The organism is Rhizobium sp. BK112 (assembly GCF_014193215.1).
GTDB classification, from domain to species: Bacteria; Pseudomonadota; Alphaproteobacteria; order Rhizobiales; family Rhizobiaceae; genus Rhizobium; species Rhizobium anhuiense.
Window position 1 is genome coordinate 1 of sequence record NZ_JACHYZ010000011.1, and the last position, 16,152, is coordinate 16,152.

General features: G+C 61.0%; 15 protein-coding genes and 1 pseudogene. 10 read left to right on the top strand and 6 right to left on the bottom strand.

Going from position 1 to position 16,152, the window contains the following annotated elements; translation table 11 throughout:
• The 5 genes and pseudogenes from FHT75_RS26135 to FHT75_RS26155 all read right to left on the bottom strand — a co-directional run.
• Window positions 1-281, bottom strand: a pseudogene (locus tag FHT75_RS26135) (N-acetyltransferase); the annotation flags it as partial.
• 85 nt (window positions 282-366) lie between these two features.
• Window positions 367-1,218, bottom strand: coding sequence for an alpha/beta fold hydrolase (locus FHT75_RS26140; protein ID WP_097544203.1), 852 nt, complete (start codon window positions 1,216-1,218; stop codon window positions 367-369).
• On the bottom strand, window positions 1,190-1,465 hold the full coding sequence (locus tag FHT75_RS36520) for a DUF1348 family protein (protein ID WP_244653192.1): 276 nt from the start codon (window positions 1,463-1,465) through the stop codon (window positions 1,190-1,192). The genes FHT75_RS26140 and FHT75_RS36520 overlap by 29 nt, the downstream gene beginning before the upstream one ends.
• Window positions 1,422-2,048, bottom strand: a complete 627-nt coding sequence (locus FHT75_RS26150; protein WP_028757558.1) for a pyridoxamine 5'-phosphate oxidase family protein — start codon at window positions 2,046-2,048, stop codon at window positions 1,422-1,424. The genes FHT75_RS36520 and FHT75_RS26150 overlap by 44 nt, the downstream gene beginning before the upstream one ends.
• 99 nt (window positions 2,049-2,147) lie before the next feature.
• Window positions 2,148-3,122 (bottom strand): alpha/beta fold hydrolase, encoded by a 975-nt coding sequence (locus FHT75_RS26155; RefSeq protein ID WP_097544204.1) that lies wholly within the window; start codon window positions 3,120-3,122, stop codon window positions 2,148-2,150.
• Between the two features lie 431 nt (window positions 3,123-3,553).
• Between FHT75_RS26155 and FHT75_RS26160 the strand changes: the two genes are divergently transcribed.
• The gene (locus FHT75_RS26160; RefSeq protein ID WP_183845280.1) at window positions 3,554-5,461 is read left to right on the top strand and encodes a PAS domain-containing sensor histidine kinase; all 1,908 of its coding nucleotides are present in this window, start codon (window positions 3,554-3,556) and stop codon (window positions 5,459-5,461) included.
• Window positions 5,451-6,074, top strand: a complete 624-nt coding sequence (locus tag FHT75_RS26165; protein ID WP_097631012.1) for a response regulator transcription factor — start codon at window positions 5,451-5,453, stop codon at window positions 6,072-6,074. The genes FHT75_RS26160 and FHT75_RS26165 overlap by 11 nt, the downstream gene beginning before the upstream one ends.
• A 281-nt stretch (window positions 6,075-6,355) precedes the next feature.
• On the opposite strand, the gene FHT75_RS26170 is transcribed toward FHT75_RS26165, so the two are convergent.
• The gene (locus tag FHT75_RS26170) at window positions 6,356-7,255 is read right to left on the bottom strand and encodes a helix-turn-helix transcriptional regulator (protein ID WP_025554744.1); all 900 of its coding nucleotides are present in this window, start codon (window positions 7,253-7,255) and stop codon (window positions 6,356-6,358) included.
• A gap of 216 nt (window positions 7,256-7,471) precedes the next feature.
• Between FHT75_RS26170 and FHT75_RS26175 the strand changes: the two genes are divergently transcribed.
• The 8 genes from FHT75_RS26175 (at window position 7,472) to FHT75_RS26210 (ending at window position 16,055) form a co-directional block, all read left to right on the top strand.
• Window positions 7,472-8,956 carry an aldehyde dehydrogenase gene (locus FHT75_RS26175; RefSeq protein WP_029723122.1) on the top strand — a complete coding sequence of 495 codons (1,485 nt, stop codon included), beginning with the start codon at window positions 7,472-7,474 and terminating at the stop codon, window positions 8,954-8,956.
• Window positions 8,957-9,024: 68 nt separating this feature from the next.
• A complete protein-coding gene (locus tag FHT75_RS26180; protein WP_063474151.1) occupies window positions 9,025-10,344 on the top strand; it encodes an ABC transporter substrate-binding protein in 1,320 nt (439 codons plus the stop codon).
• 5 nt (window positions 10,345-10,349) lie between these two features.
• A complete protein-coding gene (locus FHT75_RS26185) occupies window positions 10,350-11,102 on the top strand; it encodes an ABC transporter ATP-binding protein (protein WP_063474150.1) in 753 nt (250 codons plus the stop codon).
• On the top strand, window positions 11,099-11,827 hold the full coding sequence (locus FHT75_RS26190) for an ABC transporter ATP-binding protein (protein WP_063474149.1): 729 nt from the start codon (window positions 11,099-11,101) through the stop codon (window positions 11,825-11,827). The genes FHT75_RS26185 and FHT75_RS26190 overlap by 4 nt, the downstream gene beginning before the upstream one ends.
• Window positions 11,824-12,738, top strand: coding sequence for a branched-chain amino acid ABC transporter permease (locus FHT75_RS26195; RefSeq protein WP_063474148.1), 915 nt, complete (start codon window positions 11,824-11,826; stop codon window positions 12,736-12,738). The genes FHT75_RS26190 and FHT75_RS26195 overlap by 4 nt, the downstream gene beginning before the upstream one ends.
• Window positions 12,735-13,760 carry a branched-chain amino acid ABC transporter permease gene (locus FHT75_RS26200; RefSeq protein ID WP_063474147.1) on the top strand — a complete coding sequence of 342 codons (1,026 nt, stop codon included), beginning with the start codon at window positions 12,735-12,737 and terminating at the stop codon, window positions 13,758-13,760. The genes FHT75_RS26195 and FHT75_RS26200 overlap by 4 nt, the downstream gene beginning before the upstream one ends.
• A 40-nt stretch (window positions 13,761-13,800) precedes the next feature.
• Window positions 13,801-14,586 (top strand): coniferyl-alcohol dehydrogenase, encoded by a 786-nt coding sequence (locus tag FHT75_RS26205; RefSeq protein ID WP_063474146.1) that lies wholly within the window; start codon window positions 13,801-13,803, stop codon window positions 14,584-14,586.
• Window positions 14,587-14,609: 23 nt separating this feature from the next.
• Window positions 14,610-16,055, top strand: a complete 1,446-nt coding sequence (locus FHT75_RS26210; protein WP_063474145.1) for an aldehyde dehydrogenase — start codon at window positions 14,610-14,612, stop codon at window positions 16,053-16,055.
• The last annotated feature ends 97 nt before the right edge of the window (window positions 16,056-16,152 follow it).

Below are 16,152 nucleotides of genomic sequence, written 5' to 3' on the forward strand. Positions count from 1 at the left end.
GTGGCAGCGTTCATTTGTAAGTAGCGTCGGCCCGCCCTTTTGCTCATCCATTCACAGGCCATGTCGAGATCTTCAGGTGCCACGATGCCGAGCACCCGATTGAGACCGATGGCGGGCGCGCTTGGCAGCGATATTGCGCAACCTCCAGCCAATGGCATGCAGCGAAACTCAGCCTGGTCGACGAACGTCTGCGGCGCGATCATGAAGAGGTCGATAAATGCTTTCACTTCGATGATTTCTTCTTCCGGCACCATTTGGTGCGATGCTGACGGGCGATCCATGCTCGTGTCCTTAACGATCAAACGGCCAAACAGACTTCACCGCAGCGACGTCAGCAGCGGTGTAAGCCGGCGGTTGCGAGCGGGGTTAAGTCAGGAAGTCCGCTATCGCGGTGGCAATTTCTCGGGAATGCGTCTCCAACGCGAAGTGGCCGGTATTGAGGAGCTGGATCTCAGCGTTCGGGAGATCGCGTCTAAAGGCCTCCGCACCTGCGGGCAGGAAGAAGGGATCCTTGTCGCCCCAGATTGCCAGGAACCTGGGTTGATGCCGGCGGAAATATGCTTGAAACATCGGATACAGGACCACGTTGCTCGCGTAGTCGAGCGCAAGGTCGAATTGGATTTCTTCACTATCCGGACGCGCCATGTAGAAGGCATCGAGCGAATAGCCATCGGGAGACACGTTCGATAAATCCGAAACACCGTGTTCGTACTGCCAGCGGATGGCGAGAGGTTTCATGATCTCGCGCAGGGCATCGCGGTTGGCGGTCGTGGGATCGGACCAGTATCGCCTGATCGGATTCCAGACGTCGCTCAACCCCTCCTCGTAGGCATTGCCATTTTGGGAAATGATTGCCGTCACCCGCTCGGGAAACTTCATCGCGACGCGGAAACCGATGGGCGCTCCGATATCGAAGGCGTAAAGAGCAAACCGCCCGATGCCCAGCACCTCAATGAACCTCTGGATGATGCGGGCAAGATTGTCGTACGTGTAGGCAAAATTTGTGCGCGCAGGCGCTTGCGACTGGCCAAACCCTGTAATGTCGGGTGCGATGAGGTGAAATCGGTCCGCAAGCAGTGGAATAAGATCGCGAAACATGTGGCTCGATGACGGAAACCCGTGCAGCAGTAACAGGGCCGGTTTGGCTGGTTCTCCGGCCTGCCGATAAAATACATCACGACCGTCGATATCAACGCGGTGATGGGTGGTATGCGTCATGTCGTTCTTTCCCCATAGAAACCGAATCGCTGAGACCGGGAGTGCTCTCGCCGTTTATAAGCTCGGACCGGTTGCGCCACCGGCTGTCGTGGCCATAGGCCAGCGCGACCTTTCGGGATTGCTGTTGTTCCAGCCGTCCTCCGCACGCCGTTTCTGTTGCAGAAGCTCGTGAAAACTCCTGCAACTGGGTCTTGTGGCGTTCATTATCTTCCTCGCAAGGCCTCGAGCCGCGTATGCAATTCTGCATTCTCCGACTCCAGTTCGGCTAAGCGTTCACGCAACGCTGCCACCGCTTTCGCGACCTCCTCTTCGGTGTAACGCGGTGTGATATGTTGAGGGCAGTTCCAATCGAAGGCTTCCAGCCGCAGTCGAAAAATCCGCTCTGCTTTTGCTCGGTAGCCGGCGTCGAAAACCAGGTCGGCCAGCGCCGGGTCGGCATCGAGTGTCAGCTTCTCGACATGCATGTAGATCTTGAGGCGGGCTCGTCGCGGGTAATCCACCACAAAGAGACAGGCCCGGTCATTTGCGGCAAAGTTTCCGGTACTGATATATTGGCGGTTGCCCCTGTAGTCGGCGAACGCCAGTGTTTTCCTGTCGACGATTTTCAGAAAGCCCTTTGGACCACCGCGATGCTGAACATAGGGCCAACCGGTTTCCGACACAGAGGCAATGTAGAAGCTGTCCCGTGCAGAGATGAAAGCCAGTTCGCTGTCGGTGAAGCTGTCGGATTCCCGATGGTGGTCGCCTAACCAGATCTGGTCGGCACCCATTTCAGCTTGTGCCAGCCGCACATTCGGAGTGACTGCAACTTCCAAAAAATGGTATGGCATGGGGATCTCCAAAATCTGGAATTTGGTAACGGCTTTTCAGCGGTGCGACCTCGACTTGACGGAAACCTTCGCCACACCGCCGGCAACCATGCCTGATCGTCACTCCTTTGCGACGCGGCGATCCAGGAAATCGTTGATTAGCGGAGCAGCGACGTCCAACTTTTCTTCGAGCAGGAAGTGACCTGAGTTCAGGATATGAAGTTCGGCATCCGGAAGATCCTTGAGATAAGGATGAGCGCCGGCCTCAGGAAAGATGTAATCATTCTTGCCCCAGACGATGAGCGTGGGCGGCTTGCGCTCACGAAAGAAACTTTGGAACGCGGGGTAAAGCGGAACGTTGGTGCGATAATCATACAACATGTCGAGCTGGATATCCTTATTGCCAGGTCGGTCCAGAAGAGCCTGGTCGTGAACCCAGTTGTCAGGGCTGATGCGCGACACGTCTTCCATGCCATCGGTATACTGGAACTTGGTCGTTTCGAGCGTGACCAGACCGGAGAGCGCCCCGCGGCTCTTGTCCGACCCATCGGACCAATAGGTCTTGATGGGATCCCAGAATTCCTTCAGCCCTTCATCATAGGCGTTGCCGTTCTGGATGATCAGCGCACTCACCCGTTCCGGATGTTTCAGCGCCAGGCGGTAACCCACCGGTGCACCATAATCCATGACGTACATTGCGTAGCTTTTGACCGCCAAATGGTCGAGTAACTTGTCTACGATATCGGCGACGCCGCCAAACGTGTAGGCAAACTTACCACGGTCGGGAGACGCGCTTTGGCCATAACCGGGATAGTCCGGCGCGATGACGTGGTATCGGTCTGCCAGAAGCGGGATCAGATTCCGGAACATGTGGGAGGACGTCGGAAACCCATGGAGTAGCAGCACGACCGGAGCGTCGGCCGGGCCAGCTTCCCGGTAGAAGATATCGAGGCCCTCGATCTTTGCGGTTCGGTAGTGGATGGGAACCGGAGCTTCGCGAAGCTCCGCCGTGGCGTGCGCAGGAAGTGCGCTTACCATTGTTGCCGTGGTCATGCTGGCGGTCGCCAACATCAGGCACATGATCAAACTACGCATGATAGTCTCCCCATAGGTCGAGATGAAACGAAAGTTGGTTTCGAGTAAGGGCTGCTTTGGGCCGTTCGGGTCGCGATAAACCACGTCACCGAATGCTGTTGCATCAGTCAGGAAATGGCAGTGATGCAGAATTCCAATGCACGTAGATGTTTGAGTGAGGGCAACGACGGATCAGCCGACGTCGCCATTCGTCAAGGGCTTCTATGCGTAGGAGTAAGCGGGTTTCTGATCGCTCTCAATTGCGATCTAGGTCGCCTGCAACTAGACGGTGGCATTGCAACCATAGACCTTCGTATATCGATTTGTCCTTACGCAACACCTGGAAATCCCGTAACTATTTCCGTCGGACGATCGGCCACCCTTCTCTACTTCCTGACATGAGTCGGAACTTCTAGGCTCGCGAACGTCTCAAACTCTGAACGGAGAGTGCGGTGGAACGAGAGCCGGAAACCGATCCCATTATTGATCTAATCCCCGCCATGGTGTGGTCCGCAACGTCGGAAGGCATGCTCGATTTTGCCAACCAGCATTTTCTCGAGTTCATCGGGGCGCCGCTTGAGGAAATCTCCGGAGTGGGATTCTACAAGCTATTTCATCCTGACGACACGTCATATCTCGCTTCGGAATGGCATGACATCATGGCCTCGAAGCATGCCAGGGAGGTCGTGGGCAGACTGAGGCGCGCAGATGGCCAATATCGTTGGTGCACGCTCCGCCAGAAGCCGCGGCTCGATGCAGAAGGAAATGTCCTGAGATGGTACGGTGTGGTCCTCGATATCGAGGACCGCAAACAGGCCGAAAATGCATTGAAGGAAACGAAGACTGCACTTGCGGCCAGCGAAGAGAACCTCAGCCTTATCATCAATTCGCTGCCTGTTCTCGTGTGGTCAGCGCGACCGGATGGCAGCGCCGATTTTGTCAATAAAAGCTGGCTGGACTATGCAGGCCGTCCTGCTGACCAAATTCTCGACTGGGGCTTCCTGGACCTTTATCACCCAGACGATATTCCCGGCATGGTGGACATCTGGAAGAGAGACCTAGAGCATTCCGACCACACTGTTTTGAAAGGACGCATTCGCGGAGCAGACGGCGGGTACCGCTGGTTTTACTTCTCGGGCCGCAAGCTTGTCGATGCCAACGGGCTCGTTCGTTGGTTCGGCGTCAATATCGATATCGAAGACCTGCAATACGCGGAGAATGCTCTTCGAGAAAGCGAAGCTGCGCTCAGGGAAAGTGAACACAAGCTCAATCTTATCATCAACACGATACCCGCCATGGCTTGGTCCTGCACCTCGGATGGCCGGCTTGAATATTTTAATCGAAACTTGATCGATTATGTCGGACTACCTTTTGAAGAGATCGTCGGCTTCGGCTTTTATCGCATGTTTCATCCTGATGATGTCGAGCCGATGCGTATGGCTTGGGACGATATCGTAGCCTCGAAAAAAAGCCGTCCGGTGGATGCCCGCATCAGACGCGCCGATGGCGAATATCGATGGTTCAACCTTCGACAAAGCCCACTTCTGGATTCAGATGGAAATGTTGTGCGATGGTACGGCGTCGTCGTGGATATTGAGGATCGCAAACGGGCCGAAGAGTCCTTGCGGCAAAGTCAGAGTGACCTCGCACATGTGACCCGGATGACAGCCACAGGTGAACTTGCCGTCTCGATTGCCCATGAAGTCAACCAGCCGCTGATGGCAATCGTCACGAATGCCGGCACATGTCTGCGCTGGCTACAGCCGGGTCATATCGATCTGGAGCAGGCGCGGCTGGCAGCCGAAAGGATCGTCAGGGACGGACATCGTGCCGGTGACATTATCACCAGTATCCGGGCAATGGCTCAGAAGTTGCCTGCTAAAATTGAGAAAACTGACTTCAAACCCGCCGTGCGTGAGGTACTGAATCTGTTGACCGGCGAACTTCAAAGGCGCGGAATAGAAGTTGGTCTTGATATGGCCCAAATGCCTATCGAAGTCGTAGGAGACCGGACACAACTGCAGCAGGTTGTTCTAAACCTGGTCATGAATAGCGCGGAAGCGATGGCAGCTTCTTCCGGGGCAAGACGCATCGTCATCCGATGTACTGCAGATGAGCAGCTTGTGAAAGTGAGTGTTTCGGACACAGGCCGCGGGGTACCTATCCACGAGTTGGAGCGCGTTTTCGAAGCATTCTACAGCACGAAGGCCGACGGTATCGGAATGGGCTTATCGATATGCCGTTCAATCGTCGAAGCACATGGTGGCCGTATTTGGGCTTCATCGGGGGAGAACGGGGACGGAGGCCTGTTCACGTTCACTTTGCCAATGGCGGAGGGCGATCTTGGCCATGATAGATGATCGCAAGAGAGGCCGGCCCACAGTTATTGTCATTGATGACGACGAAAGTGTCCGCGAAGCTCTGAGAGGATTGTTCGAATCTGTCGGACTTGTCGCTGAAACCCATGGTTCGGTAGCACAGTTCCTTACTGTCGATGATCCTGATCGTGCAGGCTGTATTGTGCTGGATATCCGATTGCCAGGTCAAAGCGGCTTGGAGTTTCAAGAGGCATTAGCAAAAAGCCACCACCCAAGGTCAGTGGTGCTGATCAGCGCTCATGTCGATGTGGCGATGGCTGTCCGCGCCATGAAGGCTGGAGCTATCGATGTGCTTACCAAGCCAGTGCGCGAGCAGGACCTGCTCGAAGCGGTGAACCGCGCTTTGGTAAGAGATAGTGCTCGACGCGAAGAGGCAAATCAAACGGCGGCATTGCGCTTAAGGTATTCCAAACTTACCGAGCGCGAGCGGCAGATTATGACATTGGTCGTCGCCGGGAAGCTGAACAAACAAATTGCGGCTGAAGTTCAGCTCGCTGAGGCCACCGTGAAGCTTCACCGCGGTCACATGATGCGAAAAATGCACGCATCGTCAGTTGCAGATTTGGTGAGGATCGCGAGCATTCTGGAGGATTGAGCAGCAATTTGGGGGAAACGTGACTCGATCCCTTGCAAGAGCTGAGATCCTTACATCGGCAGATGGCGATTGCTTCACGCTTCGATTTAAACGTCTCTACTAATTCAACGACACTGGGAGCTGCTAGTCCGCTATCGGCCCCATGTCGACCATTGCCGATTGCGGCGCGCAACGACCACTTCCTGGCGCATTGCAATCCTACCCCAGCTTGGGATTCCATGTTCGCACGATTTGCGATCCAAGACCCGGCAAATTCCAACTTTTTCCCAATGGCCCCAAACCTAAGGCCAATCCGCATAACCCGAGGACAGCATGCTGTTTTCCGAGCCGGCCGAAGCGCGGGCGATTTCGCGGTAGCCGGCGGGGGAAAGGCCGGTCTTGCGTTTGAAGAAATGGCTGAAATAGGTCGGATCGCGAAAGCCGAGGCTGTCGGAGATTTCCTGGATATTGCGGGCCGATCGTTCCAGCCTGAGTTTTGCCTCCTGCACCACGCGCTCATGCAGGAGCTGGATCGGCGAGCGGCCGAGCGCCCTTTGGCAGATGGAATGCAGCCGGTCGGCCGTGACGCCCAATTCCGCGGCATAATCGCTGATCGGCCGGTGCCGGCGGAAACCGGCCTCGACCAGTTGCCGGTATCTCTGCAGGATCGACCCGGTTTCGCCCTGCCCGCGCTGCTCGCTTCTCTCGCCGTCTGAGCCGCGCCACAGCGCCATCAGAATGAGCCGGATATAGGCGGATGCGACCATCCAGGAGGAGCGGGCGGGATCGCCCAGTTCCCGCACGAAGCCCGAAATCAGCGGGCTGATTTCGGCCACTGCTGAGGGATCCAGTGCCTCGACCAGCTTGCGCTGCTCGGTGAAGATGCGCAGCGAATAGGATTCCACCTTGTCGCCGATCGCATCGACCATGATCTGCGGCGAGGCGCCGACCAGATGGGCCGCGCTTCCGGCTGATATCGACAGGTCGCAGCGCGCCTGCGGCGGCAGGAAGGCAAGCAGCGGTCCGTGCAGCGGCCGATGGTCGCCATTGTCGAAATGAAGCTCCCCACTCCCCTCCCCGAGCAGAAGAAAATGGTGGAAATCGGAATAGAGTCCTCTTTGGAAACGGATGCGCCGGTGCGACAGCGACGGCCCGTGCCACTCGCCCCTGGCATAGTGATGAATCCCCCCGTCCGTCGCCAAGGCCTCTCCTCCATTCCCGCGTCAAATATGCGGCAATTGCCAGATAATTACAATATTAACCCAATAAATCGCATTCCATCCACGCCGGATCGGCGTAACCTTTTCTCATCAGCCTTTGGGAGGAGGCTCTTCAGCAGATGTGGGAATCGTCAGGCGACCCTCGTGGCGCCGCGTCCGCTCGTTTTCTCCCCATGGCAATAAAGCAGGCGCCGGCACATGGCGCCAACACGTGACGAAGTGGGTGGAACAGTGTTCGCGGCAAAGCTGATGATCAACAACGAGGCGATGGATGCTTCCGAAGGGGCCACCTTCGAACGCATCGATCCGCTGACCGGCGATGTCGCGACGATCGCCTCGGCAGGATCCGTTGCCGACATGACAAGGGCTGCCAATGCGGCCGCGGCAGCCTTTCCGGACTGGTCGCAGACCGGGCCGGGCGAACGGCGCAGGCTGCTGAATGCCGCCGCCGATATCCTGGACGCGCGCGCACCGGAACTCATCGCCGCCATGACCGGCGAAACCGGCGCCACCGCGCAATGGGCCGCGATCAATTGCGGGCTCGGCGCGGATATTCTCCGAGAGGCTGCGGCGATGACCACGCAAATCTCGGGCGAGCTCATTCCTTCAGGTATTCCGGGAAACCTTGCCATGGCGGTCCGCCAGCCGGCAGGCGTCTGCGTCGGCATTGCCCCCTGGAATGCGCCCATCATCCTCGGCACCCGCGCCGTCGCCATGCCGCTTGCCTGCGGCAACACGGTCATCCTGAAGGCTTCCGAACTCTGCCCGAAAACCCATGGCCTGATCGGCGACGTCCTGTGTGACGCCGGCTTTCCGCGCGGCGTCGTCAATGTCGTTTCCAATGCGCCGAGCGATGCCGCCGCCGTTGTCGACGCCCTGATCGCCCATCCGGCCGTGCGCCGCATCAATTTCACCGGCTCCACCCGTGTCGGCCGGATCATCGCCGAATCCGCGGCACGACATCTCAAGCGCTGCCTGCTCGAACTCGGCGGCAAGGCGCCGTTCATCGTTCTGGCCGACGCCGATATCGACGAAGCCGTCAGTGCTGCCGCCTTCGGCGCCTTCATGAACCAAGGCCAGATCTGCATGTCGACCGAACGGATCATCCTGATGGACGAGATCGCCGACGGCTTCGTCGGCAAGTTCCGGGCGAAGGCCGCAACCCTCGTCGCCGGCAACCCGAAGGACGGCAACACGCCGCTCGGCACGCTGATCAACGCCGAGGCCATCCGGCGGGTCAGGTCGCTCATCGACGACGCCCTGCAGAAAGGCGCGGTGCTCGTCTGCGGCGGTCACGCCAACGGCACGCTGATGGACGCGACCGTCATCGATCACGTCACACCCGCCATGCGCATCTACCGCGAGGAGAGCTTTGGGCCGGTCGCCGCGATCATCCGGGTCGGCAGCGTCGATGAGGCCGTGACGGTTGCCAACGACAATGAATACGGGCTTTCGGCCGCCGTTTTCAGCGCCGACGTCAATGCCGCGCTTGCCGTCGCCATGCGGCTCGAATCCGGCATCTGCCACATCAACGAGGCGACAGTTTCCGACGAGCCGCAAATGCCCTTCGGCGGCGTCAAATCAAGCGGCTACGGCCGCTTCGGCGGCAAGGCGGCAATCGATGAATTCACCGAGCTCCGATGGGTGACCATCGCATCGGGAAAACGGCACTACCCGATCTGAACTGAGATCGGTGGAAATGAACATTGGGAACGGGCTGGGAGGCCCCATCAAGAGGGAGGAATGATTTCATGAACGGCATTTTCCGCAGCGGAAAATTCAACGCGGCATCGCTGAGCCGCCGCTCTTTCATCGCATCGACCGTGGCGGGAGGCGCGGCACTGGCGCTTTCCGGCCGCACCGCCTTTGCGCAAAGCAGCGACACGCTGAAGGTCGGCTTCATCAGCCCGCGCACCGGCCCGCTCGGCGGCTTCGGCGAGACGGACGGCTATGTGCTCGACCTGGCGCGCAAGGCGCTGGCGAACGGCCTGCAGGCGGGCGGCAAGACCTGGAAGGTGGAGATCCTCGACCAGGATACCCAATCCGATCCCTCGCGCGCCGGCCAGCTGGCGAAGGACCTGATCAACAACCAGTCGATCGACCTGATGCTTGCCGTCTCGACGCCCGAAACCATCAACCCGGTGGCCGACGCCTGCGAAGCGGCCGGCATTCCCTGCCTCTCGACGGTCATGCCCTGGGAAGCCTGGTATTTCGGCCGCGGCGCCAAGCCCGGAGCGCCCTCGCCGTTCAAGTGGACCTATCATTTCGGCTTCGGCGTCGAAGAATTCCACAAGGCCTATGTTTCGCAGTGGAACCTGATCGAGACCAACAAGAAGGTCGGCGTCATGTATCCCAACGATGCCGACGGCAATGCGATCCGTGCCCATCTGGCGCCGGCGCTCGCCAAGGAGGGCTTCACCATCGTCGATCCCGGCGCCTATGAAACCGGCACCACTGATTTTACCGCGCAGATCGCCCTCTTCAGGCAGGAGGGCGTGGAGATCTTCAATTCGTTCCCGATCCCGCCCGATTTCGCCGCCTTCTGGCGTCAGGCCGCGCAGCAGGGTCTCACCCAGCAGATCAAGATCTGCCAGATCGCCAAGACGGGCCTGTTTCCCTCCGACATCGAGGCGCTCGGCGGCCTCGGCCTGAACATCGGCAGCGCCGCCTATTGGCACAAGGCCTTCCCCTACAAATCGACGCTGACGGGTGTCTCCGGAACCGAACTCGCCGACGGTTATGAAACGGCAAGCGGCAAACAGTGGACGCAGCAGCTCGGCGCCAGCCTTGCGCTTCTCGACGCCGGCTTCGATGCGCTGAAAGCCAGCGCCGACGTCAAGAGCAAGGAGGCCGTCGCCAAGGCGCTGAGCACGCTGAAGACCACGACGATCGCCGGCAAGGTCGACTTCACCAGCGGTCCCGTCGCCAATGTTTCTCCCGGGCCGATCATCGGCACGCAATGGGTGAAAGCGCCGGAGGGCTCGAAATTCGCGCTCGACTACGTCGTCACCGAAAACGCCACCGACCCGAACGTTCCGGTCGGCGCCAAGCTCACCGCTTACAACGGATAACCAAAGTGCAGCAGCAAGCGCAAAGACGGCCGGGAGGAGCCTTTCTCTCGGCCAAAGGGATCCACAAGCGGTTCGGCGCGCTGGTGGTCCTGGAGAATCTGGATTTTTCCATGGGCGATGGCGAGGCGGTCGGCATTGTCGGGCCGAACGGCGCGGGCAAGACGACCCTGCTCAGCGTGCTCGCCGGCGCCTTTCCGCCGAGCGAGGGAAGCATCACCTTCGATGGCGCCGACGTGACGAACCGGACGGCGGCAGAACGCTGCCGCTCCGGGCTCGTCCGGACCCATCAAATTCCCAAACCCTTCAGCGGCATGACGACCTTCGAGAATGTTTTCGTCGCCGCATCGCACGGCCATGCCGCCAGCCGCGACGAGGCCTATGAGCGCGTGGTGGATTCGCTTTCGCTCTGCGGTATGCTTGATGTCGCCAACCGCCCCGCCGATACGCTCGGCCTGCTGGATCGCAAACGGCTGGAGCTTGCCCGCGCGCTTGCCACGCAGCCGAGACTGTTGCTGCTCGACGAGATCGGCGGCGGCCTGACCGATGGCGAGGCGAGCGAGCTCGTCGAAACCATCCTCGAATTGCGCCGCCGCGGCATCGGCATCGTCTGGATCGAGCATATCGTTCATATCCTGCTGCAGGTGGCAGAACGGCTGATCTGCATGGACGCCGGCAGGATCATCGCCGATGGCGAACCGAAAATGGTCATGAGCAATGCGGAGGTGGTCAAGGCCTATCTTGGAGGGACGCCCGCATGAGCCTTCTTTCCATCCGCGACCTCGACGTCCGCCACGGCCTGCTGCAGGCGGTGCGCGGCGTCAGTTTCGATCTTGCCAAGGGCGAAGTGCTGGCGCTGGTCGGCGCGAACGGCGCCGGCAAGACGACGCTGCTTCGATCGATCGCCGGCGCCCATCTTCCATCCTCCGGCCGCGTCCTTCTCAACGATGAAGATCTGGCTTCCGTGCCGTCCCACAAGCGCATCGCCAAGGGCATCGCCCTGGTGCCGGAAGGCCGGCGCCTGTTTTCACAGATGACGGTGGAGGAAAACCTGCTTCTCGGAAAGAGCTCCGGCCGCAAGGGCGAGTGGAGCATCGATCGCGTGCTCGACGCCTTTCCCAACCTGAAACCCCGTCGTCACGCCAAGACCGGGCACCTCTCGGGCGGGGAACAGCAGGCGACCGCCATCGGCCGGGCGCTGATGAGCAATCCCGATATTCTTCTCCTGGACGAGGTCTCGCTCGGGCTTTCGCCTCTGGTCGTCGATCGCGTCTATGCCCAGCTGCAAGCGCTGCTGACGTCGGGAACAACAATCGTGCTCGTCGAGCAGGATCTCGCCCGCGCCATGAGCGTGGCAAGCCGTGTCATCTGCATGCTCGAGGGACGCATCGTCCTCGACAGGCCGGCGGCGGCCGTCACGCGCGAGCACGTCACCCAAGCCTATTTCGGATTGCACCGGGCAGCCGGCGAAAGGAGCGCATCGTGATCAATACCCTGCTCCAGGGCATTCTGCTCGGCGGTTACTACGCCGTTATCGCCTGCGGCCTGTCCTTCATGTTCTCCGTCATGCGGATCATCAATCTCGCGCATGGCAGCCTGGCGGTCGCAGCCGCCTACGGCCTGTGGCTGCTCGCCGCCAAAGCCGGCATTCCGCCTTTCTACGGCCTGCTGATCGTGCTGCCGGTGATGGCGGCCGTCGGCTGGCTGCTGCAGCGCTTCATCCTGGAACGCAGCGCCCGCGGCGGCACGCTCCTGCCGATTCTCACGACCTTCGGCCTGTCAATCGTCATCGATAACCTGCTGTTCGAGCAGTTCGGCGCCGACACAAGGTCGCTCGCGCCCTTCATCGGCAACCTGTCCTATGCCTCCTGGCAGCTGCCCGGCCACATCTTCGTCGGCAAGCTTGCCGTCATGATGATGGTGGCCGCAGTCCTCATTCTCGGCACGCTGCAGTTCTTCCTCAGCCGCTTTGCCCTCGGCCGCGCCATCCGCGCGACGGCGGAAGATCCCGATACGGCAGGACTGGTCGGCATCGATGCCCGCAGGGTCAACGCCGTCGCCACTGCGATCACCATGGTCACGGTCGGCATCGCCGGCGCCTTTCTCGGGATGCGGGCGACCTTCAGCCCCTATGCCGGCGGCCCGCAGCTTCTCTTCGCCTTCGAGGCGGCCGTGATCGGCGGAGCGGGATCACTATGGGGCACGCTTGCCGGCGGCATCGTTCTCGGCCTTGCCCAATCGCTCGGCGCGCAATTGCATCCGCAAGGCTTCCTGATCGGCGGCCATGCCGTGTTCCTGCTGGTGCTGTTCGTCAGGCTGTCCCGGTTCGGCATGCCGGTTCTCGACAAATTCGGCGCCTCTCTCAAGCTGCGCGCCCGTCTCCGGAGCCCGACATGACCATCATCTCCAACGGAATATCGATAGAGCGCTGGACGAAATCGTCTCGGGTGGCGCTCGGCTCCATGGCCGCGGTACTCGCCTTGCTGATGTTCGCTCCCGCCGTGCTCGGCGCCGGCGCGATCGACCGGCTGACGGCCCTGTTCATCTACGTGATCCTTGCCGCCATGTGGAATGCGCTTGCCGGTTTCGGCGGGCTGGTTTCGGTCGGCCAGCAGGTATTCTTCGGCCTCGGCGCCTATTTCACCATCCGGCTTGCCGATGCGGGGCTCAATCCCTTCGCCGCGCTGTTTGCCGCCGCGATCGTCACCGGTGCGCTGTCGATCCCGCTTTCGCTGTTCATGCTGCGCCTGAAGGGCGGCGAGTTTGCGATCGGCATGTGGGTGGTCGCCACACTCGCCCACCTGCTCGTCAACCTCGACGGCCTGATCCAGGGAGAAACCGGAACCTCGCTGATTTCGCTCAACGTCTATGACAGCGGCACGCGGCGGGCGACGATCTACTGGCTCGCATTGGCGGCCATGGCCGCCCTGCTCGGCGCGCTCTTCATCCTGATGCGCAGCCGCGCGGGCGCTGCCATGCAGGCGATCCGCGACAATGAGGAGGCGGCGACCTCGGTCGGCGTGCGCGTGATCGCGACGAAGAGGCTGCTCTTCGTGCTCGCCGCCTTCGGCATCGCCGTCGCCGGAGGCCTGTGGCTGGCAACCGCCACGACCTTCCAGCCGAAGACCTATTTCAGCGTCCAATGGACGGCCTACATGATCTTCATGGTGCTGGTCGGCGGGATCGGCAAATTCGAAGGCGCCATCCTCGGCGCCATCCTGTTCTTCGTGATCGAGACCTTCTTCGGCGCAGCCGGCGTCTGGTACCTGATTGGCCTCGGTGCCACCGCCCTGATTTTCTCCCTCTACCTGCCACGCGGCCTGTGGGGCGAAATCGAGCGCCGCTACGATTTTCAACTTCTGCCCGTCGGCTACCGGCTGAAATTGCCGGGTCCGCATAAGATCAAATGGGAAGAATGAGCCGGCTTATGTCCGGACTCTCTTGCGAAAGGTGACGTTCATGCTTTTTGGTAAAACAATCCTGGTGACCGGCGTGGCTTCCGGCATCGGCGCCCGCACGGCCGAGCTGGCCGGCCAGATGGGTGCCGAGGTCATCGGCGTCGATGTGCGCGAACCGGCCGGTGGAAGTGCCGCCTTCATCAAGGGCGATCTGTCCACCCCATCAGGCGTTGCCGACATCGTCGCGCAGTTGCCGACACGCCTCGACGCGCTCGCCAATGTCGCCGGCCTTTCCGGTAGCACCGGTATCGCCTCGACGCTCGCCGTCAATTTCTACGGCCTTCGCGCCCTGTCCGAAGCCGTGGCACCCCGCCTGCGCGAAGGCGGCGCCGTCGTCAACGTCGCCTCGATTGCCGGCTACGGCTGGCGCGCCAATCTCGAGCGGGCAAAGGCCTTGGCCGGCAAAGAAGGTTTTCCGGACGTGGCGGCGGTTGTGGCCGAACACGGCCTCAAGGACGAGCAAGGCTACCCGCTCTCCAAGGAACTGCTGCTGCTCTGGACCATGCGCGCCGCCCACCAGCCGCTGTTCAAAAGCCGCGGCATCCGGGTCAATGCGGTCAGCCCCGGACCGGTGGAAACGCCGATCCTCAAGCAGTTCCGCGCCGTGCTCGGTGACGCGAGGGTCGACAGCGACATCACCCGCGTCGGCCGGGCCGGCACCTCAGCCGATATCGCGCCGGCCGTGCTCTTCCTCTGCTCGGATGGCGCGCGCTGGATCAACGGCGCCAACATTGCCGTCGACGGCGGCCTCGAAGCGTCCATCAACGCCGAAGTCCTCGGCTTCTAATCCTTGTCCCCAGGAGACCTCAGATGAATATTTCCCTCCTCATAAACGGCGCCGACCGCGCGGCCTCCACCGGCCGGACCTATGATCGTCTCGATCCCTTCACCGAGAAGCTCGCAAGCCGCGCCGCAGCGGCGGACCTGGACGACGTTGCCGCAGCCGTCAATGCCGCCTCCGCTGCCTTCGGCGCCTGGTCGAAGACCGGCCCCGGCCAGCGCCGCGCGATCCTGATGAAGGCTGCCGATATCATGGATTCGAAAGTCGGCGAGTTTACCCGGCTGATGATCGAGGAGACCGGCGCAACCGCACCCTGGGCCGGTTTCAATGTCATGCTCGCCGCCAATATCCTGCGCGAGGCCGGCGCCATGACGACGCAGATCACAGGCGAAATCATCCCTTCCGACAAACCCGGCACGCTCGCCATGGGTGTTCGCCAGGCGGCCGGCGTCTGCCTGGCGATTGCCCCCTGGAACGCGCCCGTCATCCTCGCCACCCGCGCCATCGCCATGCCGATCGCCTGCGGCAACACCGTCATCCTCAAGGCATCCGAACAATGCCCCGGCACGCATCGGCTGATTGCCACCGCGCTGACAGAAGCAGGGCTGCCAGCCGGCGTCATCAACGTCATCACCAATGCGCCGGAAGATGCGCCTCAGATCGTCGCCGCGCTGATCGCCCATCCGGCCGTCAAGCGCGTGAATTTCACCGGCTCGACCAAGGTCGGCAAGATCATCGCCGAGACCTGCGGCAAATATCTGAAGCCCGCCCTTCTCGAGCTCGGCGGCAAGGCACCGCTCGTCATCCTCGACGACGCCGATATCGACGGCGCCGTCAATGCCGCCATTTTCGGCGCCTTCATGCATCAGGGCCAGATCTGCATGTCGACGGAGCGGATCATCGTCGACGAGACGATCGCCGATCAGTTCGTCGCCAAACTGGCCGCCCGCGCCAGCCAGCTGCCGGCCGGCGATCCGCGGGGCCACGTCGTTCTCGGCTCGCTGATCAGCCTCGATGCAGCGAAGAAAATGGAGGAGCTGATCGCCGATGCGACGGCCAAGGGGGCCAAGCTCGTGGCCGGCGGCAAGCGCTCGGGCACCGTGGTCGAGGCGACGCTGCTCGATCACGTCACGCCCGAGATGCGCGTCTATGCGGAAGAATCCTTCGGTCCGGTGAAGCCGATCATTCGTGTTGCCGGTGAGGAGGAAGCCATCCGCATCGCCAACGACACCGAATACGGCCTGTCCTCCGCCGTCTTCAGCCGCGACATCCAGCGGGCAATGGCGGTTGCGGCGCGGATCGAATCCGGCATCTGCCACGTCAACGGCCCGACGCTGCATGACGAGGCGCAGATGCCCTTCGGCGGCGTCAAAGGCAGCGGCTACGGCCGCTTCGGCGGCAAGGCGGCAATCGCCGAATTCACCGACCTGCGCTGGATCACGGTGGAAGATTCCGCCCAGCACTATCCTTTCTGAGGCTGAGAGGCATCACCGGCAAAGCGATAGAGCGTCCTGTCGGAGACGCGGCGCTCTATTGCATTGCGGTGCGGTCACCTCGTCGAACGGTCGGCAC